The 26,424-nt window shown below is 56.9% G+C and carries 27 protein-coding genes and 1 other RNA gene; 6 read left to right on the forward strand and 22 right to left on the reverse strand.

Annotated features, from left to right (window positions below):
• Positions 1–53: 53 nt before the first annotated feature.
• The 4 genes from dolP to ACMGG1_RS02080 are packed head-to-tail and all read right to left on the reverse strand — an operon-like array spanning position 54 to position 3,661.
• Positions 54–629, reverse strand: coding sequence for a division/outer membrane stress-associated lipid-binding lipoprotein (dolP, locus tag ACMGG1_RS02065; RefSeq protein WP_020831822.1), 576 nt, complete (start codon positions 627–629; stop codon positions 54–56).
• A gap of 9 nt (positions 630–638) precedes the next feature.
• Entirely contained in the window at positions 639–1,229 is a 591-nt protein-coding gene (gene diaA, locus ACMGG1_RS02070) for a DnaA initiator-associating protein DiaA (protein WP_020831820.1), read from the reverse strand.
• A gap of 51 nt (positions 1,230–1,280) precedes the next feature.
• Complete coding sequence (locus ACMGG1_RS02075) at positions 1,281–1,634, reverse strand: YraN family protein (RefSeq protein ID WP_020831818.1); 354 nt, start codon at positions 1,632–1,634, stop codon at positions 1,281–1,283.
• Positions 1,631–3,661: a penicillin-binding protein activator gene (locus ACMGG1_RS02080; RefSeq protein WP_414161126.1), complete on the reverse strand. Its 2,031-nt coding sequence runs from the start codon at positions 3,659–3,661 to the stop codon at positions 1,631–1,633. Before ACMGG1_RS02080 ends, ACMGG1_RS02075 begins: the two co-directional genes overlap by 4 nt.
• A gap of 62 nt (positions 3,662–3,723) precedes the next feature.
• Between ACMGG1_RS02080 and rsmI the strand changes: the two genes are divergently transcribed.
• Entirely contained in the window at positions 3,724–4,587 is an 864-nt protein-coding gene (gene rsmI, locus ACMGG1_RS02085; RefSeq protein WP_020831815.1) for a 16S rRNA (cytidine(1402)-2'-O)-methyltransferase, read from the forward strand.
• A gap of 41 nt (positions 4,588–4,628) precedes the next feature.
• Positions 4,629–5,007, forward strand: an RNA gene (gene rnpB / locus ACMGG1_RS02090) — RNase P RNA component class A.
• Positions 5,008–5,065: 58 nt separating this feature from the next.
• On the opposite strand, the gene ACMGG1_RS02095 is transcribed toward rnpB, so the two are convergent.
• Positions 5,066–5,767, reverse strand: a complete 702-nt coding sequence (locus ACMGG1_RS02095; RefSeq protein ID WP_046372563.1) for a pirin family protein — start codon at positions 5,765–5,767, stop codon at positions 5,066–5,068.
• A 107-nt stretch (positions 5,768–5,874) separates the two neighbouring features.
• Here ACMGG1_RS02095 and ACMGG1_RS02100 point away from each other — a divergent pair, with 107 nt between their 5' ends.
• Positions 5,875–6,780, forward strand: a complete 906-nt coding sequence (locus ACMGG1_RS02100) for a LysR family transcriptional regulator (protein ID WP_041414994.1) — start codon at positions 5,875–5,877, stop codon at positions 6,778–6,780.
• Positions 6,781–6,817: 37 nt separating this feature from the next.
• Here the strand turns inward: ACMGG1_RS02100 and ACMGG1_RS02105 are convergent, their stop codons facing one another.
• The 11 genes from ACMGG1_RS02105 to ACMGG1_RS02155 form a co-directional block, all read right to left on the reverse strand.
• Positions 6,818–7,804, reverse strand: a complete 987-nt coding sequence (locus tag ACMGG1_RS02105; protein WP_414161127.1) for a glutathione S-transferase family protein — start codon at positions 7,802–7,804, stop codon at positions 6,818–6,820.
• 72 nt (positions 7,805–7,876) lie between these two features.
• Positions 7,877–8,272 carry a DoxX family protein gene (locus ACMGG1_RS02110; protein WP_020831809.1) on the reverse strand — a complete coding sequence of 132 codons (396 nt, stop codon included), beginning with the start codon at positions 8,270–8,272 and terminating at the stop codon, positions 7,877–7,879.
• A 294-nt stretch (positions 8,273–8,566) separates the two neighbouring features.
• Complete coding sequence (locus ACMGG1_RS02115; protein ID WP_020831807.1) at positions 8,567–8,854, reverse strand: YqjK-like family protein; 288 nt, start codon at positions 8,852–8,854, stop codon at positions 8,567–8,569.
• Complete coding sequence (locus tag ACMGG1_RS02120; RefSeq protein WP_198640234.1) at positions 8,851–9,255, reverse strand: phage holin family protein; 405 nt, start codon at positions 9,253–9,255, stop codon at positions 8,851–8,853. Before ACMGG1_RS02120 ends, ACMGG1_RS02115 begins: the two co-directional genes overlap by 4 nt.
• A gap of 2 nt (positions 9,256–9,257) precedes the next feature.
• Positions 9,258–9,563 (reverse strand): DUF883 family protein, encoded by a 306-nt coding sequence (locus tag ACMGG1_RS02125; RefSeq protein WP_020831805.1) that lies wholly within the window; start codon positions 9,561–9,563, stop codon positions 9,258–9,260.
• 164 nt (positions 9,564–9,727) lie between these two features.
• Positions 9,728–10,099 (reverse strand): DUF1090 domain-containing protein, encoded by a 372-nt coding sequence (locus tag ACMGG1_RS02130; protein WP_142816311.1) that lies wholly within the window; start codon positions 10,097–10,099, stop codon positions 9,728–9,730.
• Between the two features lie 220 nt (positions 10,100–10,319).
• Positions 10,320–10,691: an EnvZ/OmpR regulon moderator MzrA gene (gene mzrA / locus ACMGG1_RS02135; protein WP_020831802.1), complete on the reverse strand. Its 372-nt coding sequence runs from the start codon at positions 10,689–10,691 to the stop codon at positions 10,320–10,322.
• Positions 10,691–11,371 (reverse strand): DedA family protein, encoded by a 681-nt coding sequence (locus ACMGG1_RS02140; protein ID WP_020831800.1) that lies wholly within the window; start codon positions 11,369–11,371, stop codon positions 10,691–10,693. Before ACMGG1_RS02140 ends, mzrA begins: the two co-directional genes overlap by 1 nt.
• Before the next feature lie 139 nt (positions 11,372–11,510).
• Positions 11,511–11,957 carry a hypothetical protein gene (locus ACMGG1_RS02145; protein ID WP_262259217.1) on the reverse strand — a complete coding sequence of 149 codons (447 nt, stop codon included), beginning with the start codon at positions 11,955–11,957 and terminating at the stop codon, positions 11,511–11,513.
• A gap of 185 nt (positions 11,958–12,142) precedes the next feature.
• Positions 12,143–12,919, reverse strand: a complete 777-nt coding sequence (exuR, locus tag ACMGG1_RS02150; protein ID WP_414161128.1) for a transcriptional regulator ExuR — start codon at positions 12,917–12,919, stop codon at positions 12,143–12,145.
• A 116-nt stretch (positions 12,920–13,035) separates the two neighbouring features.
• On the reverse strand, positions 13,036–14,334 hold the full coding sequence (locus ACMGG1_RS02155) for an MFS transporter (protein WP_020831796.1): 1,299 nt from the start codon (positions 14,332–14,334) through the stop codon (positions 13,036–13,038).
• A 388-nt stretch (positions 14,335–14,722) separates the two neighbouring features.
• Between ACMGG1_RS02155 and uxaC the strand changes: the two genes are divergently transcribed.
• Complete coding sequence (gene uxaC, locus ACMGG1_RS02160) at positions 14,723–16,135, forward strand: glucuronate isomerase (protein WP_414161129.1); 1,413 nt, start codon at positions 14,723–14,725, stop codon at positions 16,133–16,135.
• Positions 16,136–16,155: 20 nt separating this feature from the next.
• A complete protein-coding gene (locus ACMGG1_RS02165) occupies positions 16,156–17,646 on the forward strand; it encodes a UxaA family hydrolase (RefSeq protein WP_414161130.1) in 1,491 nt (496 codons plus the stop codon).
• A gap of 57 nt (positions 17,647–17,703) precedes the next feature.
• Here the strand turns inward: ACMGG1_RS02165 and sstT are convergent, their stop codons facing one another.
• The 5 genes from sstT to ACMGG1_RS02190 form a co-directional block, all read right to left on the reverse strand.
• A complete protein-coding gene (sstT, locus tag ACMGG1_RS02170; RefSeq protein WP_020831792.1) occupies positions 17,704–18,939 on the reverse strand; it encodes a serine/threonine transporter SstT in 1,236 nt (411 codons plus the stop codon).
• A 267-nt stretch (positions 18,940–19,206) separates the two neighbouring features.
• Positions 19,207–20,184, reverse strand: a complete 978-nt coding sequence (locus ACMGG1_RS02175; RefSeq protein ID WP_414161131.1) for a TerC family protein — start codon at positions 20,182–20,184, stop codon at positions 19,207–19,209.
• Positions 20,185–20,442: 258 nt separating this feature from the next.
• Positions 20,443–21,174, reverse strand: coding sequence for a glutamine amidotransferase (locus tag ACMGG1_RS02180; protein ID WP_020831790.1), 732 nt, complete (start codon positions 21,172–21,174; stop codon positions 20,443–20,445).
• A 1-nt stretch (position 21,175) separates the two neighbouring features.
• Positions 21,176–22,156 carry a Gfo/Idh/MocA family protein gene (locus ACMGG1_RS02185; protein ID WP_128864533.1) on the reverse strand — a complete coding sequence of 327 codons (981 nt, stop codon included), beginning with the start codon at positions 22,154–22,156 and terminating at the stop codon, positions 21,176–21,178.
• Between the two features lie 100 nt (positions 22,157–22,256).
• Positions 22,257–22,763: a M48 family metallopeptidase gene (locus ACMGG1_RS02190; protein WP_122080277.1), complete on the reverse strand. Its 507-nt coding sequence runs from the start codon at positions 22,761–22,763 to the stop codon at positions 22,257–22,259.
• Between the two features lie 149 nt (positions 22,764–22,912).
• Between ACMGG1_RS02190 and rlmG the strand changes: the two genes are divergently transcribed.
• The gene (rlmG, locus tag ACMGG1_RS02195) at positions 22,913–24,052 is read left to right on the forward strand and encodes a 23S rRNA (guanine(1835)-N(2))-methyltransferase RlmG (RefSeq protein WP_130017007.1); all 1,140 of its coding nucleotides are present in this window, start codon (positions 22,913–22,915) and stop codon (positions 24,050–24,052) included.
• A 44-nt stretch (positions 24,053–24,096) separates the two neighbouring features.
• Here rlmG and ACMGG1_RS02200 read toward each other — a convergent pair whose 3' ends face one another.
• Positions 24,097–26,118, reverse strand: coding sequence for an FAD-dependent oxidoreductase (locus tag ACMGG1_RS02200; RefSeq protein ID WP_122080275.1), 2,022 nt, complete (start codon positions 26,116–26,118; stop codon positions 24,097–24,099).
• Positions 26,119–26,424: the final 306 nt, after the last annotated feature.

Below are 26,424 nucleotides of genomic sequence, written 5' to 3' on the forward strand. Positions count from 1 at the left end.
ACAGCGGGGAGCGTGCAGAAAAGCGGCAAGGGGAAGGCCCCTTGCCTGAAGGATCATTTAACGAAGGTGAAGGCGGTGGTGACGTGTTTCACGCCGCTCACCTGGCTGGCGATCTGCGCCGCAGACTGGCCTTCCTGTTGGGTGACCAGGCCCAGCAAGAACACTTCGCCATTTTCAGTGGTTACTTTCACGTTGGATGACTTCACCGTATCGCTGGTGAGTAACTGTGAACGGACCTTGGTGGTGATCCAGGTATCGGAGGAGGCGGTGCTCAGGCTAACCGGCGTTCCCTGACGGATCTCGTTATACACTTCGGTGGTGCCTTCAACGCCCATGGCGATTTGCTTGGCGCGAGCCGCCAGATCGGTGCTTGGCGATTGGCCAGTCAGCAGGACTTTACCCTGGTAGGCCGTTGCGACCACCCGGGCCTCTTTTTTCAGCTGCTGATCTTTGCTCAGGGCATTTTCAACCCGGGCTTCCAGCGTCCCATCGTCTACCTGAGTCCCCACGCTGCGTGGGTCGGTGGCCGTTTTAGTGGCGACGGCGGCGCTGCCAACGACAACGCCTGCAATACAACCTTGTAACAGCAGGGCGCTGGACAGCACTGCAAATGTGGCTTTTAGCTTCATCTCAGTTCCTTAATCGTCCTGGTGGGGAAACAACGTATTGTCTATCAGGTCGCATAGGCAATTTACAGTCAGCATATGCATTTCCTGAATGCGTGCACTGCGGTGGGAAGGGATGCGGATCTCGACATCCTGCTGACCGAGCAAGCCGGCCAGTTCCCCACCGTCGTAACCGGTAAGTGCGACAATCGTCATGTCACGCGTCACGGCGGCTTCGACCGCTTTCACAATATCACGGCTATTGCCGCGGGTGGAAATTGCCAGCAGTACGTCGCCGGCGTGTCCGAGCGCACGAACCTGTTTGGCATAGACTTCATCGTGCAGGCGATCGTTGGTGATCGCGGTCAGCACCACGTTATCGGCATTCAGGGCAATGGCCGGCAGGCTTGGGCGCTCGGTTTCAAAGCGGTTGATCATGCTGGCGGCGAAATGCTGCGCATTGGCTGCCGAGGTGCCGTTACCGCAGCACAGAATTTTATTACCGTTAAGTAAGGATTGAACCAGCGTCATTGCTGCACGCGAGATGGCGTCGGGCAAAGCTTCCGCCGCCGCAATCTGGGTTTGGATGCTTTCGGTAAAACAGGCTTTAATTCTATCCAGCACGTTGTATTAATCCACTAAGTCAAAGGGCCGGTCTGCACCGGTAAACCGCGTTTAATCCGCATTGAAGGCATTGGGTATCCATTCTAACTGGCTACCGGTAATGGCCAAAACATCAAAACGGCAAGACGATGTGTCAAAACTGGCTCCGCGCCCCGCCAGCCAAACGGCGGCGGCATGCAGCAACCGCTGTTGCTTGCGATAGGTAACGCTGGCGGCTGCACCGCCAAACGCATCGCTGCGTCGGTAGCGTACTTCAACGAACACCCAGGTTTGGCCATCGCGCATGATCAGGTCGAGCTCACCGCCGCGCAGCGTAACATTGGCGGCGAAGAAAGTGAGCCCGGCGCGTTCCAGATAGTGGCGGGCCTGTAATTCATAGCCCGCCCCTGTGGCGCGTTGACTCAAGAGACCGGAACGACCATGCCCTGGCGGTATTGCAGCCAAGGCAGTTTTCTGTTGATGACGCAACCCGGTGAGGCGGTCAGCATGCCAGTGGTGCCTGAGACCTGGAAGCCGGGCAACTGGCGCATTTCAGCAAAGTGGTTGGACAATGTCCAGGCATCCATCCCCATGGCGTACAGACGCACCAGCGAGTAGTCGTTGCGGAACTGGCTGCTTGCCTGCTGCAATAGCTGCGGGTTGGCACCGGCCAGCAACGGGATATCGCTGAACTGCAGGCCTTCCATTTCCAGACGGAAGTCCGGACCGGCACCGGCCTGGTAGCTGCGTGAACTGGCGTACATCGCCGGCTTGCTGCGCGAGTTGGTGGCCATGTCGATCATCGGTTTGATCAACGTCAGTTGGGACTGGGTCGCGACGATATAGACCGAATCTACGCTGCCGCCGCTGGCTGCTGGCGTATCGCTCGGTGGCGCAGGGATGGTCAGCCCGGCAATGGTAACGGCCTGCGGTACCGGCGCGGTGGAGATTGGCGTACCCGACATGCGAATGCCGCCGCTGTTCACCATTTGGCGCAGTTCACCGGCGGAGCCGATATTTTGCTGCAGCACCGTTTGGCCGCCCAGTTTTTGCCACTCCTGATTAAAGGCTTTGGCAACGCGATCGCCGAAAGCACCGCGCGGGATCAGCAACAGCGGTTGCCGTTTCTGCTGTTCCCAAATGTGGCGGGCAGCATCGCGGGCTTCATCTTCCGGTGAAAGCGCGAAGTAACAAATGTTCGGATTGTCCTTCGGCGTTTCCGGCTGGTTGAGCGCCAAGACGTTCAGGGTGGTGGTGCTGCCGGCCAGTTGATCGACGTTTTCTTTCAGCAGCGGGCCGACCACCAGGGTGGCACCATCCTGCTGGGCCTGCGTCAGCAGCGCGGCCAGTGGCTGACTGGAGGTATCATACACCTTAATTTGCGCGTTAGCGGCCTGCGGCGGCGTAATTGGCGCGGTAGACGGAGCAGAAGGCTGAGCGGCAGTAACCGGGGCAGCATCTGCTGACGGCGCCGAGGTGCTTACTGCGCCGTTGGCATTGGGATCCGTTGAAGCAGGAGCCTGTACCGGTTCGCTGGTAGGCTGTTGCTGCTGTTGTTGTACCGGAGCGGAAGGCGTCACGCCGTTTTTCGCCGCTTCAAACCCTTTTTGGATCGCGTCGGCGAACACTTTTGCCTGGCCGTTCAACGGCAGCAGCAGTGCTATTTTTGAAGTGGAAGCCTGGGTAAAGTTCAGTACCTGGTTTAACTGAGTGGGCAGTGTTTTCGCCGCCGGATTCTGCGGGTAGCGATTCTGCCAATCTTTAATACCGGCCTTCAGCAGATCGGGATCCTGTTTGTTGTCCTGATAAACGCGCAGCAGATCCAACCAGCCCTGCAGTACATTCTCATTGGCGTTGATCACCAGACTGTTCATGTCCTGCGGTGTCAGCTGCAGCAGGGCTAGCCAGGTCTGGTCCAGATTGGTTTGGTGCGCTTTGCCGGTCACCAGCGGTTCTTGTGCGATGTAAGCGCGGATCAGCGGCAGGGAAGGTTTACCCTGATTGGCAGCGATCTGCGCCTGGTAGAAGCGCACCAGCTGGTTGGCCGACAACGAGCCGGTATCCAGATGGCTCAGGGTGGTGCGGGCAGCGACATAGCTTTTGTTCGCCACCTGCAGCTCGGCGCTCAGTAACTGGCGCTCCACCAGTTGAACGCTGCTGAGGTTTTTCGGCAGTTGGTTCAGTTGTTCACTGGCCTGCGGCAGTTTCCCTTCGCGCAGTAACGCGCGAATAGCAAGTAATTGCCAGTCAGCCTTGTTATCATTGCTGCTTTGCTGTAGCTGCTGCAGATAGTAATCGGAACTGGCGCTCGCTTCGTCCTGTATATTAGCGGGCGGCGTCTGCGGGGCCTGACTCGGGCAACCTGCAAGGAAAAGGGCTGCCGCGATAACTGCGGTAAGTCGGACAGGCTTTGAACGCCCTGCTTTGGTACGAACGAATGTTGAGGAAAGCATACTGTATCCAGTGATGTTTTTTTCAAGATGCTTAATATTAAATCGGCAATCCGGATGAAACAATGAATCAACACCAACAATCAGTCATTTCTGCATCAACGCTGTATGTGGTGCCCACCCCAATCGGCAATTTAGGGGACATTACCCACCGTGCGTTAGAGGTACTGAAAAGCGTTGATCTGATTGCGGCGGAGGACACGCGCCACACCGGGTTGCTGTTGCAACACTTTGCGATTAGCGCGCGGTTGTTTGCGCTGCACGACCATAACGAACAGCAAAAGGCCGATCAACTGCTGGCGAAATTGCAGGAAGGCCAGAGCATTGCGCTGGTTTCCGACGCAGGTACGCCTTTGATTAACGATCCTGGCTATCACCTGGTACGCCGCTGCCGTGAAGCCGGTATCCGCGTCGTACCCTTACCCGGCGCCTGTGCGGCAACCACCGCGCTGTGTGCTGCCGGTCTGGCTTCAGACCGCTTCTGTTACGAAGGGTTCCTGCCGGCGAAAACCAAGGGGCGTAAGGATACGCTGATGGCGCTGGCAGAGGAACCGCGCACGCTGATTTTCTATGAATCAACCCACCGTCTGCTGGAAAGTTTGCAGGACATGGTGACCGTGTGGGGGCCGCACCGTTACGTGGTGCTGGCGCGCGAACTGACCAAGACCTGGGAATCCATTACCGGTGCGCCGGTCGGCGAATTGCTGGCCTGGGTGCAGGAGGATGAAGTGCGTCGTCGCGGTGAGATGGTGCTGATCGTTGAAGGCCACAAAGTACAGGAAGATGCACTGCCGCTGGAGGCGTTGCGGACGCTGGCGCTGTTGCAAAAAGAATTGCCGTTGAAAAAGGCGGCGGCGCTGGCGGCGGAGATCCACGGCGTGAAGAAAAATGCGTTGTATAAACACGCATTGGAGCAACAAGAACAGTAAAGCGGTTGACCTGCCGTGAGCGCAACGCTACTATCCGCGCCGGAGTTGACCAGACAGTCGCCGCTTCACTGCCGTCCCTTTCGGGGGAGACAGGTGGAGGGGAGGAAAGTCCGGGCTCCATAGGGCAGGGTGCCAGGTAACGCCTGGGAGGCGCAAGCCTACGACTAGTGCAACAGAGAGCAAACCGCCGATGGCCCGCGCAAGCGGGATCAGGTAAGGGTGAAAGGGTGCGGTAAGAGCGCACCGCGCGACTGGCAACAGTTCGTGGCACGGTAAACTCCACCCGGAGCAAGGCCAAATAGGGGTTCACATGGTACGGCCCGTACTGAACCCGGGTAGGCTGCTTGAGCCAGTGAGCGATTGCTGGCCTAGAGGAATGACTGTCCACGACAGAACCCGGCTTACCGGTCAGCTCCCTCTATAAAGAAAACCCCGCGTGACGCAAGTTACGCGGGGTTTTTTCCTTTCAGGATGTGACTCACACCGGCAAGTCGATCAGCAGCGCACGCAGCGGCGTGGCGGCGCGTATCGTCAGGCGGTTTTCATCATGGATAAATGCGCCGTCACCGCACGTCAGGTTCTGGCTGTCCTGATGGTTGCCCTGGGCTTCAATGGTACCGTGGATCGACTGCAAGTAAGCACGGGGCCCATTCAATGCCAGCGTCTGCTGCTCACCTTCCTGTAAATCCAGGTGATGGATCCACACCTGTTGTCGCAGTTGCAGGCTACCCTGAGCGCCGTCCGGCGATGCCAGTAGCGTCACACCCTTCGCTGGCAGCGTCAGGCGCTGCACACGTTCGTTATTGGTGTCTGGACAGGCATCCAACCACAGCTGCAGACGGGTTAGCGGCGTATCGCTGCTGGCGTTTTGTTCGCTGTAACTCATCCCTGGCTGGGTGGCCAGCAGCAAAGCCTCACCGGCCTTGGCGCTCATCGTGTTACCGTCGCTGTCGCGGTATTCGGCCTGGCCTTGCAGGATCAAATTCAGAATGTCCACGCTCGGATAAGTACGCGGCTGCAAGGCTGCGCCCGGCGCCAGGACTTCCTGATTGAGCACCCGCAGCGAGGCGTAACCCATCAGCTTGGGATCGAAGTAATGTCCAAAAGAAAAGGTGTAGCGAGCCTGCAGCCAACCAAAGTCAGCTTGCCCGCATTGTTTTGCTGTTCTGCATGTAATCATGGCAATTGGCTCTCTAAATTCATTATCTAGATGGTAAGCATCTGGACGCCGGATTGTTAGCCAGTTAATCTGGTCGGCATATTCAAATTTCCTGACAGAGAGATTCGATGGCCAGAGATCGGGCGTTAACGCTTGAAGCGTTAAGGGTTATGGATGCGATCGACCGACGTGGCAGCTTTGCTGCGGCAGCCGATGAGCTGGGGCGCGTGCCTTCGGCGCTCAGCTACACCATGCAAAAATTGGAAGAAGAATTGGACGTGGTGCTGTTCGACCGCTCCGGCCACCGCACCAAATTCACCAACGTCGGCCGCATGCTGCTGGATCGTGGACGGGTGCTGCTGGAGGCGGCGGATAAGTTGACCACCGACGCCGAGGCACTGGCGCGCGGCTGGGAAACCCATCTGACTATCGTCAGCGAGGCGTTGTCGCCGCCAAGCAAGCTGTTTCCGCTGGTTGATAAGCTGGCGCTGAAAGCCAATACCCAGGTGTCTATCTTCACTGAGGTGCTGGCCGGAGCCTGGGAGCGGCTGGAGCAGGGGCGCGCCGATATCGTTATCGCCCCGGACATGCATTTTCGCGCCTCGTCTGAAATCAACACGCGCAAACTGTACAAAGTGACGAGCATGTATGTGGCCGCGCCGGACCATCCGATCCATCTGGAGCCAGAGCCGCTGGCTGAGGCCACGCGGGTGAAATACCGTGGTATTGCGGTAGCGGATACCGCCAGGGAGCGTCCGGTATTGACCGTACAATTGCTGGATAAGCAGCAGCGCCTGACGGTGAGCACCATTGAAGATAAACGTCTGGCTCTGTTGGCCGGTCTGGGCGTGGCGACCATGCCTTACCCGATGGTCGAGAAAGATATCGAAGAAGGGCGCTTGCGGGTGGTGGGGCCGGAATACAGCCGTGAAGTTGACATTATCATGGCCTGGCGGCGCGACAGCATGGGCGAGGCGAAAGCCTGGTTCCTGCGCGAGATCCCAAGGCTGTTCACCCAGTTGGAGCGTCAGTAAGCGCTCCCCCTTGCCGCAGGCAAAGGGGAGCTTGCCGTTAACCGAAACGCGTGTCGCGACCGTGTGGTTCGTCGAGATCCTGCGCCAGCCCAATCGAAATGATGCCGTGCGGATTGATGGTGGCGTGGCTGCGATAATAGTGATTGCGGATGTGCGGCAAACTGACCGTTTCGGCAATGCCTGGCATCTGGTAGATATCACGCAGGAAGCCGTACAGGTTGAGGTAATCGCTGATGCGGTGTTTGTCGCACTTAAAGTGGGTAACATACACCGGATCGAAGCGTATCAACGTGGTCCACAGGCGCAGGTCAGCCTCAGTCAGGCGATCGCCCGTCAGATAACGCTGTTGTCCCAGAATTTGCTCCAGCCGTGCCAGGGCGTCGAATACCCCGTGTACTGCTTCGTCATAGGCCTCCTGGCTGGTGGCAAAGCCGGCCTTATACACCCCGTTGTTCACCAGGTCGTAAATCCAGCCGTTCAGCTCATCAATTTCCCCGCGTAGCTCTGCAGGATAATAATCGCCAGCGCGTGCGCCAACGCCATCGAACGCGCTGTTGAACATGCGAATGATATCGGCAGATTCATTGCTGACGATGGTTTGCTGCTGCTTGTCCCACAGCACCGGAACAGTCACACGACCGGTGTAGTGCGGGTCGGCGCGCAGGTAAAGCTGGTAGAGGAAATCTGAGTGATAGAGATCATCGCCGGTCGCTTCAGGGAAATCGGTGCCGAAGGTCCAGCCGTTTTCCAGCATCAGCGGATGTACCACCGAAACAGGAATGATCTGCTCCAGCCCTTTCAATTTACGCATCAGCAGAGTGCGGTGCGCCCAAGGGCAGGCAAGAGAAACGTACAGGTGATAACGATCTTTCTCCGCTTTAAAACCTGCGACGCCGTGTTCGCCCGGCTGGCCGTCGGCGGTCACCCAGTTGCGGAACTGAGAGGTTGAGCGTTTGAAACGGCCTCCGGTAGATGAGGTGTCATACCAGATGTCTTGCCAAACGCCATCGACGAGTTGTCCCATGGGAATCTCCTTCGTGTCCGAGTGAAAAAGCAGAAGGGCCCGCTTACCGGGCCCCGTGTCACTATTAAAAACTTACCACTTCTTGTTCAGCAAGCGGTCGATACTGAAACCGCCCGGGCCGGCAACAGCCAGTACCAGGAAGCCGCCGGCGATGGCCAGGTTCTTCATGAACATCAGCTGGTTTACGCCTTCCGCAAAATTAGTATGGAACAATAACGCGGTCAGCACAGTAAAACCGGCGGTGAACAGCGCTACGGTACGAGTCAGGAAACCGAACATGATCGCCAGACCGCCGCCAAATTCCAGCAGGATGGTCAGAGGCAGCAAGAAGCCAGGCACGCCCATCGATTGCATGTACTGTTGGGTTCCGGCATAGGCATCGCCCATTTTGCCGTAGCCAGCCACGATAAACAGGATTGTCATCAAAATACGCGCAACCAGCAAACCTGTATCTTCTAATTTTTTCATCATTTACTCCAAAGTGATTTTTGTTTGCCAGTCTTGGCGTTTTCATGTCGGTGGGCGGTATGCCGGGTATTTAGCCCCGTGCGGCCCGTCTCGTGTCGATGGAGTGAATGTTAATCGGGAAGCCTACGCTTTGTTAGCAAGTAAAACTGTCGTATTTTTTCAAAAAAACTGAATCTTTAGCCTGCTAACAAAGAGAGGGGAATCAGAATGTTGCCCAGCCTTCACCGACAGAAACGGGAATTTTCTGCGAAAAGGCGGGCTTAACAACGGAAGAATTGAAGGAACTGCGAAAGGTTATTTGTTGGAAAAGGTTTTCTGGATCAAACGGATAGTGCCAAAGACACCAAAAGCACGACGAGACCAGCGAATCAGCTTGCTTGGATGGCGTATACCGTAGATGGCCATCACGCTGGAGCCGACCACCAGGTATTTACGCAAGCCGAAAACCGTTTGCCAGCCGCGATCGATACGCTCGGTCTTTTCCAACCACAGGGTTTTGTTTTCCGCAAGATCCAGCCTTTGCTGCTGGATCTTGCGGATGAGCTTCTCTTTTCTCCATTCCAGATAGCGGCGACGATTCATTTTTCGTCCTCCAGCTCGGAACGGTCGATCTCCAACTGTTTGCGCGTGGCGCCCAACAACGTGGAGCGTCGAGCCTTGACCAGTGTCCAAATGGCACCGAACACGGCCAGGAACAGCAGCAACCCGGTAGTGGCCCCTAACGCCATCAGGCGGTAGATAGGATCGATGGCCCAGAAAATCAGGATTAACAGGCTCATCAGGCCAAATGCGGTGAACAACAGCGTCATGCCGGCCATGATCAGCAACTGAATGAGGTTGGCTTTCTCCTCTTCCAACTCGACCACTGCCAGACGGACACGGGTTTCCACCATACCGACCAAAATAGTGATGATGCGCTGGCCGACGTCCAGGACCCCCTTGGCGGGGCCCTGTGCACGAACTTGCGGTTGTTGTTCAGCCATAATTAGCGGCGCGCTAACAGAACGCCCAGTACCACACCGACAGCGGCGCCGATACCGATACCGGTCCACGGATTATCACGAACATATTCGTCCGCCTGGCCGGCGATCTGTTTGGTTTGAGAAGCCAGTTTGTCCCCGGCATCGCTCAGGCGAGCACGGGTATCCTTCAGCGCGCCTTCAGCTTTGGAGCGCAGCTTTTCCAGTTCGGCTTTTGGCTTATCGGTGGAAGAGTTCAACACTTCTTCCAGCGTATCGGCTAAGGATTTAAGTTCAGCGCGTAAGTTTTCTGCATTTGAATCATGTGCCATGTGATAATTCCTTAACGTTAACTGAGACAGACTTTTAACATAGCGGATTTTTTCGCCGGAGCAAAGGGGGGATGAGTAGTTGATATCACTAAGCATCCATTTCAAATACGGTAAAAATCCCGCTTGGTGCGGCTCTCAGCGATAAATCCGCTAGTGTAAAAAAATTATTCCGCTTGGGCTTGCTTAAGCTCGGCTTGAGCTTCAGCCAGCTTTTTCTGTTTCTTGGCCACTTTGTCCAGATTGCCGGTCTGCTGGGCTTCTTTCAGCTCCTGCTGACGTTCGGCTACCTTGCTTTGTTTCTCATCGATTTTTTTCTGGCGATCGGCCTGCAGGCCAGCTTCGGTGCAATTTGTCTGCACTTCGCTCAGCGCCTTTTTCAACCCGGCGACGCGGTGAGTATTGCCGTGCTGTGTGGCGTAATCGATCTGTTTTTGAATCTCTTGTGCTTTGGCGGCACAGCCGCCCTCAGCCGCAAATGACAGGGCCGGGAAGACGAAGAATGGGAGAGCCAGTAACATAGATTGGCGTAATTTCATGCTATCAATTCCTTGTTATTGGGATGCGTTGTCACGTATCCGCTTTCCTGACTGCCGACAGAGGCAGTGCGACAGGAGTCTTACGTAGCTGACTGACGCTAACCTTGAGCATAGCCATAAATCGTGAAGACCCCAAAGAATCCGCCACGGTTCAGTGTTGAGTGATGATTAATTGAACAGGGCGGTGATATGAAAGGAAACCCCTTCATTTGAAAGGGTATTATCCCAGATTAAGGGGGGAGCGCGCAAATTCGCGCACCCAGTGAGTGGGCACTGGGGATTCGCTCAGGGCAATGATGTACCCCGGCGGCAGAATGGTTTGCAAGGCCTCGCGCGCCAGCAACTGCTGTTCCGGCGAGTCCAGGCGGATCACCAGGCCGTCGCCTTCCGGAGTAATGCTTTTGATGCGAATACCGCGTTGATCCAGCCGCTGATAGACATAAAAACCGTCAGGCAGCGAAAGGCCTTGCTGCCCTGCGCGAATGCGTAGCTCGCTCTCGGTGCGCACCATGCAGGGCACCAACAGCGTGGCAAGCGCCAGCAAGGCGAGCGCAATCAGCAACACGTACTGCCAGCGCGGGCGCTTGATCATCACGCCCCTTTCCCCTGGTCCTGGCTATCGGCGCGTTTCTTGCGCCACAAGACGATCAGCGAGCCGACCAGCCCGACGACCAGCAGCACCAACGGCAACAGCATCAGGCAGAACATCAGCTGGTCTTCATACTTACGGAAGACCGGGGTTTTGCCCAGCGCAAAGCCCAGCGAGGTGAGGATCACGACCCACAGCAGGCCGCTCATCCAGTTAAAGAACTGGAAGCGGGCATTGCTCAGGCCAGACAGGCCGGCAATGGTCGGCAGCAGGGTGCGGACAAACGCCAGGAAACGACCGACCAGCAGGGCGGAAAGCCCGTGGCGGTGGAACAGCTGGTGTGCCCGTTGATGATAGTGAGCCGGCAGATGCGACAGCCAGCCCTGTACCGTTCGGGTATTGCCGAGCCACTTGCCCTGTATGTAGCTGACCCAGCACCCCAAGCTGGCGGCGACGGTCAGGATCAGGATGGTGAGCGGGAAATTCATGGTGCCTTTGGCGATCAGGACGCCGACCAGGATCAACAGGCTGTCCCCTGGCAGAAAGGCTGCCGGCAGCAGACCGTTTTCCAAAAACAGGATCATAAACAGCAGCACGTAGAGGGTCCAGACCAGCGAAGGGTTCGCCAGCGTCTCAAAATCCTGCTGCCATAAGGCATGTAACAGTTCTTTAATGATGTCCATCCGGTGTTCCTAAAACGTCATTGTTTATTTTATTTCAGCGGCTGATCGAGTGTGGGCCGAAAGCGCGCGGGCGATGCTGGCTGCTGATAATGATGAAACGGCGTTGCTTTTTAGTAGATTCTAGTCGGTGCGACACCGGTCATGAGTGGTAAGTCAGCGTGCCACGGTAAAGCATATTACTTTCTTTCCAGCCGCCTAGCCTGTTTTGCTGCTGCGGGGTGTGCAGCGTCCAGTTGATCTGGGCAAGCCGGTTGAGCGCAGGTGAGTTCTGGCGCGGGAGTTTGGTGCGGTGGCCCAGCTCTGCGGCCAGGGTATAGACCGGCGGTAATTGGGCGCAGGTCGACAGCGAGCCGGAGAAGGAATGCAACCGCGGCAATAACAACGGCAATTTACCCGGCTTTTTTCGCTGCAGCTCTGCCGGTGACCGATAAACCTGGTCGTAAGGGGAAAGCAGCGGATCGGAGAGCGAGGGTAAACTGCTCAGCGATGTAGGGGTTGCTTTGGAAGGTGCCGCGCATAGCTTTTGGCCGGAGACCGAACCGGTCCAGCAAAAAAGAGCAATAAGCATGGCAAACAACCAGCGCATGTATTCGCGTCCCGCCCCGTAGCAGAGGGTAAAAAAGTGGCTCAACTTTACCAAAATAGCACGATTGGCAACAGGGAAATCTACGTTGCCAGCGGTGAAATACTACACGGCAAATCGCCGTTCAGGCATCGATTCAGCGGATTTTACAATACCTGACATAACCCGACGATTTTTGACCGCCTGGGCTATTTATTTTCGGCGGCTACGCCATCCAGATGCACCACCGGGTTATCGGCGAACAGGTAGCGGTCGGCATTATATTCAAAATCGTCGCTGGTGGCGTTGAACAGCATCTGCTTGGTGTTTTCCAGGTGTTGCCACATGGCTAGCTTGGCGGCGTTAGGATCTTTACGTATCAATGCCTTGAGGATCTGATCGTGGTCGTCGCACCAGCTGGCGATGGAGCGATCGTCGATATGCTCATGCAGCTTGATCCAATAAGGGTTATTCACCCGCTGAACCCACATTTTTTCCACGATGGTGGCCATGGCGGTGTTCTGAGTGGCCAGCGCCACCTGCACGTGGAATTTCAGATCCCACTGCGAGTCGCGGAAGCGATCTTCCTTGCGCGCCTGTTCCTGGATCTCCATCAGTTGGACGATGTCCTGCTTGGTAACCTGGGTCGCGGCGAATTCGGCGATGTTGCTCTCAATCAGTTGGCGTGCCTGCAGCAGCTCGAACGGCCCGGCGGTGGCAAATTCAATGCTGTCGCCCGGCACCACCAGATGCTTTTGCTGGTTGGACATCACGTGGATCCCGGAGCCTTTGCGTACGTCGACGTAGCCTTCCACTTCCAGCATGATGATCGCTTCGCGCACCACGGTACGGCTGACGTTCATCTCTTCGGCAATGTAGCGCTCGGCCGGCAGCTTATCGCCCACCGGGTATCGGCCGCTTTCGATACGCTGTTTAAGCTCGGCGGCCAGTTGCTGATACAGGCGTCTGGTTTCAGTGAATTCCATAGTGAATGCTCTTTGGATAGGGAGGGGCGCATGGCCATGGATTTGTTATACCACTTATCCGGCAGAGCTGCCAGTAGGCTCCGGGGAGCGCCCGGCGCGATGGCCGGGCTGCGGGGTTAATGGCGCGCGGGGGAGGGGTCCAATACAGCCTCTTCGGATTGCGTAGCGGGGCGATTTTGCAGGACGGTCCAGATAACGATGGCGCCGAGAATATCGAATACCGACAGTGCGGCAAACAGTGGGCTGAAGCCCAGTGTGTCCGCCAGGGCGCCGACCACCAGGGCAAACAGGGTGCTGGCGGTCCAGGCCGCCATGCCGGTCAGGCCGTTGGCGGTGGCCACCTCGTTGCGACCGAAGACGTCAGAAGACAGGGTAATCAGTGCACCAGACAGCGCCTGATGGGCAAAGCCACCGACGCACAGCAGTGCGATAGCCGCATAGGGGCTGGTAAACAGGCCTATCATGCCAGGGCCAATCATCAGCACGGCACCCAGGGTAACCACCAGCTTACGTGAAACAATCAGGTTCACTTTAAAGTGTTTCTGGAAAAACGGTGGCAGGTAACCGCCGACGATACAGCCCAGATCGGCGAACAGCATCGGCATCCAGGCGAACATGGCGATCTCTTTCAGGTTGAAGCCGTAGGCTTTGAACATGAATAACGGGATCCAGGCATTGAAGGTGCCCCATGCCGGCTCTGCCAGAAAGCGCGGCAGCGCGATGCCCCAGAACTGGCGGTTGCGAACAATCTGCCAGGCGGACATTTTCTTGGCGTTGCCGGTTTGGTGCTGTGCTTCCTGCCCACCCAGAATGTACTCGCGCTCTTCGTCGCTGAGCTTCTTCTGGTCTTTCGGGTGCTTATAGAAAATCAGCCAGCAGACAGCCCAGATCAGGCTCAGCACGCCGGTGATGATGAACGCCATTTCCCAACTGTGCGCGACGATTGCCCAGACCACCAGCGGCGGCGCCAGCATGCCGCCTATCGACGAGCCGACGTTGAAGTAACCCACGGCGATGGAACGTTCTTTGGCCGGGAACCACTCACTGCTGGCCTTCAGCCCGGCGGGGATCATTGCCGCCTCCGCCATGCCCACGGCCCCGCGCGCCAATGCCAGCCCGCCCCAACTGTTGGCCAGAGCCGTGCCCATGCAAAACAGCGCCCACAGGATGGCGAACATGGCGTATCCGACCTTGGTACCCAAGACGTCCAGCACATATCCCGCCACTGGTTGCATCAGGGTGTAGCAGGCAGAATAGGCCGCGACGATGTAAGAATACTGCTGCGTGGTGATGTGTAAGGTGTCTTCCAGCGTGGGCGCCGCGACGGCGATGGCGTTACGCGTCAGGTAACCCAGCACGGTGCCGATCGTCACCAGTCCGATCATGTACCAGCGTAACCCTTTAATTTTACGCATCCGAAATATCTCCCAGTCTTGAATTGGCGGCGCCCTGTCGGCGTCAGCGTTTTAAGGGGTTATCCCTTTATCGTTGATTTGCACCGGCCTGTTCATCACCGGCGTATTCCCGCCGCAAGCACGACTGGGTGGCGAGACAATAACTTGTCATACAGATTTAAAAGTTGAGTGATATCACAAAAGCCATTTTTCAATTCGGCAATACTGTTTGCCGCATGATTGGGCTGTTTAGGCGCTATCTGGCCGTAAAAATGCCGGTAAACGGCCTTTTCTGGGTCATGGCAGCCTGGCTGAAGGCGATATTTTGCTGGACGCCCAATAAAATTGGTGTGATAACTTTGTCGCATTGAACACTGTGTCGAACGGCAAGCAAGGTGAGGAGCCAGCTATGGCGACGTTTTTAAACGAAGATTTCTTGCTGGGCAGCGAATTCGCCCGGCGTTTGTATCATGACTATGCGGCGGAGCAACCGATCTTTGACTATCACTGTCATCTGCCGCCGGAACAGATCGCCGAGAACACCCGTTTTAAAAATTTATACGAAATCTGGCTTAAGGGTGACCACTACAAATGGCGGGCGATGCGCACCAACGGGGTGGCAGAACGGCTGTGTACCGGCGATGCCGGCGATCGTGAAAAATTCGATGCCTGGGCTGCCACCGTACCGCATACCCTGGGTAACCCACTTTATCACTGGACCCACCTGGAGCTGCGTCGTCCGTTCGGTATCACCGACACGCTGCTTTCCCCGATGACGGCGGACGATATCTGGCAGCGCGGCAATGCCCTGTTGGCGCAGGACGATTTCAGGGCACGCGGCATCATGCAGCAGATGAATGTGAAGATGGTCGGCACCACTGACGATCCTGTCGACGATCTGCGCCACCATAAAGCCATTGCCGCCGACAGCAGTTTCGATATCAAGGTGTTGCCAAGTTGGCGACCGGACAAGGCGTTTAATATCGATGCGCCGGGCTTCAATGACTATCTGCAAAAGCTGGAAGCGGCAGCCGATATTCATATCGGTCGATTCAGCGCGCTGTGTGACGCGTTGAAAAAGCGCATGGATCATTTTGCCGCCCATGGCTGCAAGGTGGCTGACCATGCGTTGGACGTGGTGGTTTATGGAGAGGCGGATGAAGCTGCACTGGATGCGATTTTAACGGCGCGCCTGAGCGGCAAGCTACCTGCGCCAGAGCAGAGTGCCCAATTCAAAAGTGCGGTGCTGCTGTTCCTGGCGGCAGAATATCAACGCCGTGAATGGGTACAGCAATATCACATCGGCGCGCTGCGCAATAATAACAGCCGCATGCTGGCCAGCGTCGGCCCTGATATCGGCTTTGATTCGATAAATGACCGACCGCTGGCGGAGCCACTTTCACGCCTGCTGGATGCCCAGGCGCGTCAGGGGGGCCTGCCGAAGACCATCCTGTACTGCCTCAACCCGCGTGACAATGAAGTGATCGCCACCATGGTCGGTAACTTCCAGGGAGAGGGTATGCCGGGCAAGATGCAGTTCGGTTCCGGCTGGTGGTTCAACGATCAGAAAGACGGTATGCAACGTCAGATGACGCAATTGGCGCAGCTCGGCTTGTTGAGCCGCTTTGTCGGTATGCTGACTGACAGTCGTAGCTTCCTGTCTTATACCCGCCATGAATATTTCCGCCGCATCCTTTGCCAGATGATGGGGCGTTGGGTGGCAGACGGCGAGGTACCGGCAGATATCGCGCTGCTGGGCGAGATGGTGAAAAACATCTGCTTCGACAATGCCAAGAACTATTTCGCCATTGAACTGGCGTAGCCGCTGCCCGAGGTGGGTTTATGCAAAGCATGGTAAAAATTCATTCGCTGGATAATGTCGCGGTGGCACTGCGCGATCTGGCGGCCGATGAAACGTTGATGCTGGACGGCACGGCAATTCGGCTTGCGCAGCCGGTAGCGCGCGGGCATAAGTTTGCGCTACGGCCGATTACCGCCGGTGAGGCAATCATCAAATATGGCTTGCCGATCGGTCATGCACTGGAGACGATTGCTTCCGGTGTACATATTCACTCGCAAAATGCCAAAACTAACCTGAGTGACCTGGACAGCTATCAGTACCAGCCGCAATTTCCCGTATTACCGCCGCAGGCTGCGGATCGGGAAGTGCAGCTTTATCGCCGTAGCAGTGGGGAAGTAGGGATCCGCAACGAGCTGTGGATCATACCGACCGTTGGCTGTGTCAACGGCATTGCCCGACAGATCCAGCAGCGTTTCCTCAAGGAAACCCAGGATGCGCAGGGGATCGACGGCGTGCACCTGTTCAGTCATCCGTTTGGCTGCTCCCAACTGGGGCAAGATCATGAGAACACCCGCACCATGCTGCAAAACATGGTGCGCCATCCCAATGCCGGCGCGGTGTTGGTGATTGGCCTGGGGTGCGAGAATAATCAGGTGGATGTTTTCCGCAGTACCCTGGGTGCGGTTGATGATCAGCGGGTGCGCTTTATGGTCTGTCAGCAACAGGACGATGAGGTAGAGGCTGGGTTGGAACAGCTACATGCGCTGTACCAGGTGATGCGCGATGATCGCCGTCAACCTGGCAAGCTGAGTGAATTGAAATTCGGGCTGGAGTGCGGCGGGTCTGACGGGCTGTCCGGCATCACCGCCAATCCGCTGTTGGGGCGTTTTTCCGACTATCTGATTGCCAACGGCGGCACGACGGTACTGACTGAAGTGCCGGAGATGTTTGGCGCCGAACGGATCCTGATGAGCCGCTGCCGCGATCGTGCGACGTTCGATAAGACCGTCAGCATGGTCAACGATTTCAAACAGTATTTTATTGCCCATAACCAGCCGATTTATGAAAACCCTTCGCCGGGCAACAAAGCCGGTGGGATCACCACGCTGGAGGAGAAATCGCTCGGCTGCACGCAGAAAGCCGGGCACAGCCAGGTGGTGGACGTGCTCAAATATGGCGAACGGCTGCGGCAACCCGGTTTAAACCTGCTGAGTGCGCCAGGCAATGACGCGGTAGCGACCAGCGCGCTGGCCGGTGCCGGTTGCCATATGGTGTTGTTCAGCACCGGGCGCGGTACGCCCTATGGCGGTTTCGTACCGACGGTGAAGCTGGCGACCAACAGCGAACTGGCGGCGAAGAAGCCGCACTGGATCGACTTCGATGCCGGCCGGCTGATCCACGGCACCCCGATGGAAAGTCTGCTGGAGCAGTTTGTCGATCTGATCGTGGCGATTGCCAATGGTCAGCCAGCACGCAACGAAACCAATGATTTCCGTGAGTTGGCGATTTTTAAGAGCGGAGTGACATTGTAAGGCGACAGTCGTAAAAAAGGCGCCCGATCACGAGCGCCTTCTGGAACATTTTGGGGATTAACGCACTTTCAGCGGGTCTTCATCCGCTAAACGCTGATCTTCCGCCTGACAGGCAGCTGCGGTGAACAGCACGTCGGTCGAGGAGTTCAGCGCGGTTTCGGCGGAGTCTTGCAGTACGCCGATGATAAAGCCGACTGCCACCACCTGCATTGCCACGTCGTTCGGAATGCCGAACATGTTGCAGGCTAATGGGATCAGCAGCAGTGAACCGCCTGCCACGCCGGAAGCGCCGCAGGCACAGATAGCCGCGACGACGCTGAGCAGCAACGCCGTGGGCACATCAACCGGGATCCCCAGAGTATGCACCGCCGCCAGCGTCAGCACGGTAATGGTGATGGCGGCGCCAGCCATGTTGATGGTGGCACCCAGCGGGATGGAAACCGAATAGGTGTCTTCGTTCAGATTCAGCTTTTTGCACAGCTCCATATTCACCGGGATGTTGGCGGCTGAGCTGCGGGTGAAGAAGGCGGTCACGCCGCTTTCGCGCAGGCAGGCAAACACCAGCGGGTAAGGGTTGCGACGGATTTTCCAGTAAACGATCAGCGGGTTCAGCACCAGCGCCACCAACAGCATACAGCCGATCAGCACCACCAGCAGTTGCGCATAGCCCCAAAGCGCACCGAAACCGGTATCCGCCAGCGTCGAGGCCACCAGACCGAAAATACCGAGTGGAGCGCAGCGGATCACCGCGCGTACCACCAGGGTGACCGCATGCGACATATCGTTAATCAGCGATTTGGTGGTTTCAGAGGCGTGGCGCAGCGCCAGCCCCAAACCCACGGCCCAGGCCAGAATGCCGATATAGTTGGCGTTAATCAGCGCATGGAACGGGTTGGCGACCACGCTCATCAGCAGGCCTTTCAGCACTTCAATAATGCCGCCCGGCGGGTTGATATCCGCATTGCCGGTCACCAGCGCCAGGTTGGACGGGAACATAAAGCTGACCACTACCGCCACCAGCGCCGCGGCGAAGGTCCCCAGCAGGTAGAGGAACAGGATCGGGCGGATATTGGTTTTTTGCCCGTGCTTGTGGTTGGCGATTGAGGCCATGACCAACACCAGCACCAATACCGGCGCTACCGCTTTTAGTGCCCCGACGAACAGGGCGCCAAGCAGGCCCACAGCAGAAGCTGCTGCCGGTGAGATTAACGCCACGATAATCCCGGCCACCAGGCCGATCATGATTTGTTTAACCAGGCTGCCCTGTACGATCCTGTGTAGTAAGTTTTGCATAATGCTTTTTCCCGATGATGTTGCGTACAGACTTTGTCACCTCGGTGGGAACGCCACCGGACAACTTTATAGGGATCTGTAACCAAGTGTGTTTGCCGAATCAGTATTCAGTAAAGCCTGGGTATTGGAAAGGGGAGAGGGTGAAATTCTGAGCGCGGATCAACTCTTTATAACATACTGATTACATTTGTGTGATCGCAATAACATTTGGCGTTTGGGGGGAATTGCCAAACAATCGCGGGGCGGCAAGCCGCCCCGACTAACAGATTATGGTGCTTTATGATTGGCCAGACGGTCGTTACGACGGTTAACCCAGGCGTTGATCACCAACGTTAACGTCAGGATACCGGCCACCACGCCGAGCGAAACGCCGATCGGGATATGGAAGAAGTCGATAATCAACATCTTGACGCCGATAAACATCAGGATAATCGACAGGCCGTATTTCAGCATCGAGAAGCGCTCTGCCACGTTAGCCAGCAAGAAGTACATGGCGCGCAGGCCCATGATGGCGAACAGGTTAGAGGTCAGAACGATAAACGGATCCGTGGTCACGGCGAAAATTGCCGGGATGCTATCGACCGCAAAGATCACGTCACTCAGTTCCACCAGGATCAGCACCAGCACCAGCGGCGTAGCGAACAGCAGGCCGTTGCGGCGCACGAAGAAACGTTCACCTTCCAGGTTGTCGGTCATACGCAGGTGGCTGCGCAGCCATTTCACCAGCGGCTTGTCACCAATCGCCGAGTCATCTTCTTTTGCCAGCGCCATCTTGATACCGGTAAACAGCAGAAACGCACCGAACAGGTACAGCAACCACTGGAACTGGGTCACCAGCCAGCTGCCGGCGAAGATCATGATAGTACGCAGCACGATCGCGCCCAGTACGCCAAAGATTAGCACCCGACGCTGCAGGTTGGCCGGAACGGCAAAGTAGCTGAACAGCATCAGCCAGACGAAGACGTTATCGACCGCCAGCGCTTTTTCGATCAGATAACCGGTGAGGAAGGCCAACGCCTGGGTGTCGGCGACGGCGCGCCCGGCGGTTTGGTTCAGGTAGTACCAGAAGCCCAGGTTGAACAGCAAAGAGAGGCTGATCCACACCAGCGACCAACTGGCGGCCTGCTTGAGCGTCATGGTGTGTGCGCCTTTGCGGCCTTGCAGCAGTAAGTCGATTGCGAGCATCACAACTATGATGGCGGCAAAGCTGCCCCATAACCAAGGTGTGCCAACGGTATTCATCATCAGAGGTATCCTTCAAAAACAAAAACGGCCAACGTCGGAAGACGCTAGCCGCTCTTATGAACGCTGCAAGCAAACCTCGCCTTCCGGCAAGGTCTCACTTACAACGTTGATGAAGGTGCGCTGATCGTGCCCGTTACATCATGTTGCCCGGTAACCGGATGCTTGCGCATCGTAATGACGATTGACCGGCAATGAAGTTACTCCCCTTTGCACGGCAGAAAGTAATGCAAAATATGTCAGCGGTCAACGTTTATTAAGTTACCCGGCCAGGGCTTTTTGCGCGCCGAGGCTGACGACAAATCCCTGCAGCAGCAGCCGACTGAACGGCGTATCGCTAACCTGCTGTTGCTTAAGCTGATACGCTGCCTGCTGCTCAGGATACAGTTCACCGAGCCAGCTCAGATACTGATGCATCACCGCGCCGTTAAATTCCGGATGGAACTGGGTCGTCAGCACACGATCGCCATAACTGAGGATCTGATAGGCATCCTGTTGCGACCGGGCCAGCGGCACTGCGCCGGCGGGGGGCGTCAACACGCTCTGCGAGTGGATCAGATTGGCCTTGAAGCGCGGCGGTAACATCGCCATTCGCCGGTCGTTGGCGGCGGCGGGCAGCAATTCGACGTCCAATGTGCCGACTTCCATACCCTGCGGGTGATAACCGACTTCACCGCCAAGCGCATAGGCCAACAGCTGGTGCCCGTAGCAGGCACCGAAGATCGGCAGCTGGATCTGCATCGCCTGGCGCAGCCACTCGGCGGCTTGCTCGCTCCACGGCAGCCGTTCGGTCACCATCGCCGGTGAACCGGTGATCACCACGCCGGCATAATTTTGCGGCGGCAGCGGCTGCTCGCCTGCGGGAAGGTGCACGATCTGCACGCGATCGGCATCAATGTTCCCCTGTTGCAAGAACATGCCGTCGAAGTTGGCCTTTTCCCGGCGGATAACCTCTGGGGCATCGCCGGTTTGCATCAGTAATAAGGGTTTCATGTCACTCTCCGTCGGCAGGGAAGACCACGCCGGTCTGGCGGCGAATTTCGGTCAGCAGGCGGGCGATAATCAGTGAATTCTCCAGCCCCGGGTGTTCCACCTGTCGTTTTTCCACCAGATCGGCGAACACCTGTGCCTCATACAGCATGGTATTGATGTGCTGAGGACGGGTCAGATCCTGACGATGGCCGCCGCGTGGGGTCAGCACCACGCCCTGACACTCAGAAATTTTCTCAATCACCAGCGTTCCTTCTTCGCCCTGTATCTCACTGGGAATGTCCGAGTTGCTGACTTTGGAGTGGGAGAGGGTGACGTCGAAATCGCCGTAGTTGAGGCAAGCGGTACCGTGGGCATCCACACCGGTATCCAGCAGCGCCGCGCTGGCAATCACCGATTTCGGTTCGCCGAACAGGGCTACGGCGCTGGCCAGGCAGTAATAGCCAATGTCCATGATTGAGCCGTTGGAAAACTGCGGATTGAAGGTGTTCGGATTCTCGCCGGCCAGATAGCGCGGGTAGCGTGACGAGTATTGGCAGTAGTTGAGGAAGGCTTTGCGCAACCTGCCGATTTGCGGCAACGCCTGTTGCAGGGCCAGGAAATTCGGCAGATGAGCGCTTTTGAAAGCTTCGAACAGCACCACCTGATTTTCACGCGCGCAGGCCACCAGCTTTTCGGCTTCACGCAGGTTGGACACCAGCGGCTTTTCGCAAATCACATGCTTTTTATGGCTGAGGAACAGCAGCGATTGTTGGCAGTGAAGGGCGTTGGGGCTGGCGATGTAAACCGCATCGATGGCATCAGATTGGGCCAATGCTTCAAGGGAATCGAAAAACAGGCTGACGTGGTAGTTGGCGCCAAATTCCTGCGCTTTTTCCAGCCTGCGCGAATAGACGGCGGTCAATTTCAGCTTGCCGCTTTCGTGCGCGGCGTCGATAAAGCGTTCCGTAATCCAGTTGGTGCCCACAACGGCAAAGCGAATCATAGATATCTCCGGTTCCCAGGCGCTGTACCCTATGCGCTTCACACGTCGCACAGGGTAGAAAGAATCAGATTATCACGGCATTTACAGAAGGCGAATCTCGCTATGCATACAGATCGCCAAACACGGAGAGGTGGGTCAGATACAGCCGGGTGTCGAACTCCAACTGATGGTAATTGGGTTCCATATGGCAGCACAGGCTGTAGAAGGCCTTGTTGTGGTCTTTCTCTTTCAGATGCGCCAACTCATGTACCACGATCATGCGCAAAAACGGCTCAGGCGCCAGCTTGAAGACCGTCGCCACGCGGATTTCCGCCTTGGCCTTCAGTTTGCCACCCTGCACGCGGGAAATGGCGGTGTGCATGCCCAGCGCGTGTTTCATCACCTGAATTTTACCGTCGTAAGCCACCTTGCTCAGCGGTTGAGCGTTGCGCAAATACTGGTTTTTCAGATCGACGGTAAACTGATAAAGCGACTTGTCGGTAGTGCAGTCATGCACTTGCGGATAGCGCTGCAACAGCACATCCCCCAGGCGTCGTTGGTCGATCAACTGCTGCACCTGGCTTTGCAGATGTTCAGGGTAGCCCTGCAGGTAGGTCAGTTCGGACATCATCTTCCCGTTTTGGCCTCAATTGAGCGGGTCATTGTATGATGTTTTTTCGTGCAAAGCCCGCAAAGGGCAATTTATCCGAAAAAACATTTTACTGCCGGGCGTTTTTAGGGGATAAACAGCCCAAATTTTATCAGTCAGGAGGGGCAATGAGCCAACTCGATCTGGGAACACAGCAACTTGAGCTGGAACGTTATCCCCAACAGGAAGAATCCACCCAATTGCAGGCGTGGGAAGCGGCGGACGAATATCTGCTGCAACAGCTTGAAAATATAAACATTGGCGATCGCCCGGTGCTGATTTTCAACGACAACTTCGGCACGCTGGCCTGCGCACTGCACGCTCATCAGCCTTACAGCATCAGCGATTCCTACATGAGTCAGTTGGCAACGCGCCATAACCTGAAGCTCAATGAACTGGATCCGGAGCAGGTGACGCTGCTGGACAGCCTGGCCGAACTGCCTGCTTCACCGGCAGTGGTGCTGATCCGCATTCCTAAAGCGCTGGCACTGCTGGAACAGCAACTGCGCTCGTTGCGCAACGTGGTGGCACCGGATACGGTCATTATCGCCGGAGCCAAGGCGCGTGACGTTCACACCTCGACCATGCAGCTGTTTGAAAAGGTGCTTGGCCCAACGCGCACCAGCCTGGCATGGAAGAAAGCGCGTCTGATCCACTGCGAAGTGACGGATATTGTGCCGCCGGTGGCCCCGGAAACCACCAACTGGACGCTGGACGGCACGGATTGGCTTATCCACAACCATGCCAACGTGTTCTCGCGCAGCAATCTGGACATCGGCGCGCGCCTGTTCCTGGAGCATCTGCCGAAGGATCTGGAAGGGCATATTGTCGATCTCGGCTGCGGTAATGGCGTGATTGGCCTGACGGCACTGGCGCAGAATCCGCAGGCTCAGGTGACGTTTGTCGATGAGTCTTATATGGCGGTGGCCTCCAGCGAGTTGAACGTAGAGCACAACCTGCCGCAGGATCTGGATCGTTGTCAGTTTGAGGTGAACAACTCACTGGCGGGGATTGAGCGTGAAAGCGTGCAGGCGGTACTGTGCAATCCACCGTTCCACCAACAGCATGCGATCACCGATCACACCGCTTGGCAGATGTTCTGCGACGCCAAGCGTTGCCTGCAGGTCGGTGGCGAGTTGCGCATCGTCGGCAACCGTCATCTGGATTATCACCATAAGCTGAAGCGCCTGTTTGGCAACTGCACCGTTGTGGCATCCAACAAGAAATTTGTGATCCTCAGAGCGGTGAAATCCGGCGCACGTTACTGATTGACCGAGGGGCGCGGTGAATGCGCCCCTCCATGATTAGCGAATTAAAGTGCCATTGCCAGCCGCGTACCCTGATCGATAGCGCGGCGGGCATCCAGCTCGGCGGCGACGTCCGCACCCCCAATCAAATGCACGGTTTTTCCCATCTCCAGCAGCGGTTGCTGCAGTTCGCGTCTGGGTTCTTGTCCGGCGCAGATAATCACCGTATCCACCGGTAGGCAGCTTTCCTGTTCGGCGCGTGAAATATGCAGGCCTTCATCATCAATGCGTTGGTAGTTCACGCTGTTGAGCATTTTTACACCGCGCATCGCCAGGCTGGTGCGGTGGATCCAACCGGTGGTTTTCCCCAGGCCTTCGCCCACTTTGCTGGTTTTGCGTTGCAGCAGGTAGATCTGCCGAGCAGGGCGGGCAACCACTGGCCCCTGCACCGCCAGCCCGCCGCGTTGGCTAAGCTGGTCATCGATACCCCATTCACGGTTAAATTCCGCCGGATCCAGACTGCTCGACACCCCGTGTTGGCTGAGGTATTCGGCGGTATCGAAGCCGATGCCGCCGGCACCGATAATCGCCACGCGCTGGCCGACCGGCTTTTTATCGCGTAGCACATCCAGATAGGTCAACACTTTGGCGTTGTCGATACCGGGGATCGCCGGGGTACGCGGCACAATACCGCAGGCAAGGATCACTTCGTCGAACTCCGCCAGATCGGCCGCCGTCACCCAGGTGCCGAGCTTCACATCGACCTCTTGCAGCGTCAATTGGCGACGGAAATAACGCAGCGTTTCATGAAACTCCTCTTTACCGGGGATCTGCTTGGCGATATTGAACTGGCCGCCAATCTGATCGGCGGCATCGAACAGCGTCACCCGGTGGCCGCGGCTGGCTGCGGTAGTGGCAAAGGCCAATCCGGCCGGCCCGGCTCCGATCACCGCCAGCTTTTTCGGCTTCTCCGTTGCTACCAGCGGCATCTCGGTCTCGCGGCAGGCACGAGGGTTCACCAGGCAGGAGGTGAGTTTGCCTTCAAAAATTTGGTCGAGGCAGGCCTGGTTACAACCAATGCAGGTATTGATTTCATCGGCACGCCCTTCGGCGGCTTTCTGCACAAAAGCGGCGTCGGCCAGGAACGGGCGCGCCATTGATACCATGTCGGCGCAGCCGTCGGCCAAGACCTGCTCGGCTACCGCCGGGTCGTTGATGCGGTTGGTGGTGATCAGCGGAATGCGTACCTTACCCATTAGCTTGCGGGTCACCCAACTGAATCCTGCTCGCGGCACCATGGTGGCGATGGTGGGGATACGCGCCTCATGCCAGCCAATGCCGGTGTTGATAATAGTGGCCCCGGCCTGCTCAACGGCCAGCGCCAACTGTTCGATTTCCTGCCAACTGGAGCCATCCTCAACCAGATCGAGCATCGAAAGGCGATAAATCAGGATAAATTCGTGGCCGACCGCCTGGCGTACCGCCCGGACGATCTCCACGGCAAAACGCATGCGGTTGCTGAAGCTGCCGCCCCATTGATCATCACGCTGGTTGGTGCGTGCGACCAGGAACTGGTTGATCAGATAGCCTTCGGAACCCATCACTTCGACGCCGTCATAACCTGCCTGTTGAGCTAAAGCCGCGCACTGCGCGAAGTCTGCGATAGTTTGCAGAATGTCCGCTTCGCTCAGTGCGGTAGGGGTAAAGGGATTGATCGGCGCCTGTAGCGCGGAGGGGGCTACCGGCTGCGGCTGGTAGCTGTAGCGACCGGCATGCAGGATCTGCAGCGCAATTTTACCGCCGGCCTTGTGGACGGCGTCGGTGACGATGCGGTGATGGTCGACCTGCTCCGGGTGGCTCAGGGTTGAGCCGCCGCGATAGACCACACCTTTTTCATTGGGGGCGATGCCGCCGGTGACGATCAACGCCACGCCGGCTGCGGCGCGCTCGGCATAGAAAGCGGCCATGCGCTCGGGGCCATTCGGCAGTTCTTCCAGGCCGGTGTGCATCGATCCCATCAGCACCCGATTTTTCAGGGTGGTGAAGCCGAGATCCAGCGGCGCCAGCAGGTGTGGGTAATTGCTCATTGCAGTCTCCATCATTCATCCCCTTCATCTTTCAAGCTGCAGCGTTGTTGGCTGCATTCGCTCACCCCAGTCACTTACCTGAGTAAGCTCCTGGGGACTCGCGAACTTGCTGCCTCGCTGCCGCGTGAAAGCTATTGGGTATGATCTGTAGTTATTATTATGTGCGACCTCAAGTGGTCGGATGAGATAAATCTAGCCGTTGTCTCTGTCGTTGGGAATCTGCGTTGCGCTGAATGTGATAGATGTCATGAATCTGTGCCTCTGTTTGCATGGTGAACAACAAATGGGTTAGCATTCGTTCGTCAT

Source organism: Serratia sp. BNK-12, from assembly GCF_047456085.1.
GTDB classification, from domain to species: Bacteria; Pseudomonadota; Gammaproteobacteria; order Enterobacterales; family Enterobacteriaceae; genus Serratia; species Serratia liquefaciens.

Excerpts from the sequence above, each read along its gene's own strand:
- dolP (WP_020831822.1), bottom strand. The coding sequence starts at position 629 with ATGAAGCTAAAAGCCACATTTGCAGTGCTGTCCAGCGCCCTGCTGTTA.
- ACMGG1_RS02080 (WP_414161126.1), bottom strand. The coding sequence starts at position 3,661 with ATGCTTTCCTCAACATTCGTTCGTACCAAAGCAGGGCGTTCAAAGCCT.
- rsmI (WP_020831815.1), top strand. The coding sequence starts at position 3,724 with ATGAATCAACACCAACAATCAGTCATTTCTGCATCAACGCTGTATGTG.
- ACMGG1_RS02095 (WP_046372563.1), bottom strand. The coding sequence starts at position 5,767 with ATGATTACATGCAGAACAGCAAAACAATGCGGGCAAGCTGACTTTGGT.
- ACMGG1_RS02100 (WP_041414994.1), top strand. The coding sequence starts at position 5,875 with ATGGCCAGAGATCGGGCGTTAACGCTTGAAGCGTTAAGGGTTATGGAT.
- ACMGG1_RS02105 (WP_414161127.1), bottom strand. The coding sequence starts at position 7,804 with ATGGGACAACTCGTCGATGGCGTTTGGCAAGACATCTGGTATGACACC.
- ACMGG1_RS02110 (WP_020831809.1), bottom strand. The coding sequence starts at position 8,272 with ATGAAAAAATTAGAAGATACAGGTTTGCTGGTTGCGCGTATTTTGATG.
- ACMGG1_RS02115 (WP_020831807.1), bottom strand. The coding sequence starts at position 8,854 with ATGAATCGTCGCCGCTATCTGGAATGGAGAAAAGAGAAGCTCATCCGC.
- ACMGG1_RS02120 (WP_198640234.1), bottom strand. The coding sequence starts at position 9,255 with ATGGCTGAACAACAACCGCAAGTTCGTGCACAGGGCCCCGCCAAGGGG.
- ACMGG1_RS02125 (WP_020831805.1), bottom strand. The coding sequence starts at position 9,563 with ATGGCACATGATTCAAATGCAGAAAACTTACGCGCTGAACTTAAATCC.
- ACMGG1_RS02130 (WP_142816311.1), bottom strand. The coding sequence starts at position 10,099 with ATGAAATTACGCCAATCTATGTTACTGGCTCTCCCATTCTTCGTCTTC.
- mzrA (WP_020831802.1), bottom strand. The coding sequence starts at position 10,691 with ATGATCAAGCGCCCGCGCTGGCAGTACGTGTTGCTGATTGCGCTCGCC.
- ACMGG1_RS02140 (WP_020831800.1), bottom strand. The coding sequence starts at position 11,371 with ATGGACATCATTAAAGAACTGTTACATGCCTTATGGCAGCAGGATTTT.
- ACMGG1_RS02145 (WP_262259217.1), bottom strand. The coding sequence starts at position 11,957 with ATGCGCTGGTTGTTTGCCATGCTTATTGCTCTTTTTTGCTGGACCGGT.
- exuR (WP_414161128.1), bottom strand. The coding sequence starts at position 12,919 with ATGGAATTCACTGAAACCAGACGCCTGTATCAGCAACTGGCCGCCGAG.
- ACMGG1_RS02155 (WP_020831796.1), bottom strand. The coding sequence starts at position 14,334 with ATGCGTAAAATTAAAGGGTTACGCTGGTACATGATCGGACTGGTGACG.
- uxaC (WP_414161129.1), top strand. The coding sequence starts at position 14,723 with ATGGCGACGTTTTTAAACGAAGATTTCTTGCTGGGCAGCGAATTCGCC.
- ACMGG1_RS02165 (WP_414161130.1), top strand. The coding sequence starts at position 16,156 with ATGCAAAGCATGGTAAAAATTCATTCGCTGGATAATGTCGCGGTGGCA.
- sstT (WP_020831792.1), bottom strand. The coding sequence starts at position 18,939 with ATGCAAAACTTACTACACAGGATCGTACAGGGCAGCCTGGTTAAACAA.
- ACMGG1_RS02175 (WP_414161131.1), bottom strand. The coding sequence starts at position 20,184 with ATGATGAATACCGTTGGCACACCTTGGTTATGGGGCAGCTTTGCCGCC.
- ACMGG1_RS02180 (WP_020831790.1), bottom strand. The coding sequence starts at position 21,174 with ATGAAACCCTTATTACTGATGCAAACCGGCGATGCCCCAGAGGTTATC.
- ACMGG1_RS02185 (WP_128864533.1), bottom strand. The coding sequence starts at position 22,156 with ATGATTCGCTTTGCCGTTGTGGGCACCAACTGGATTACGGAACGCTTT.
- ACMGG1_RS02190 (WP_122080277.1), bottom strand. The coding sequence starts at position 22,763 with ATGTCCGAACTGACCTACCTGCAGGGCTACCCTGAACATCTGCAAAGC.
- rlmG (WP_130017007.1), top strand. The coding sequence starts at position 22,913 with ATGAGCCAACTCGATCTGGGAACACAGCAACTTGAGCTGGAACGTTAT.
- ACMGG1_RS02200 (WP_122080275.1), bottom strand. The coding sequence starts at position 26,118 with ATGAGCAATTACCCACACCTGCTGGCGCCGCTGGATCTCGGCTTCACC.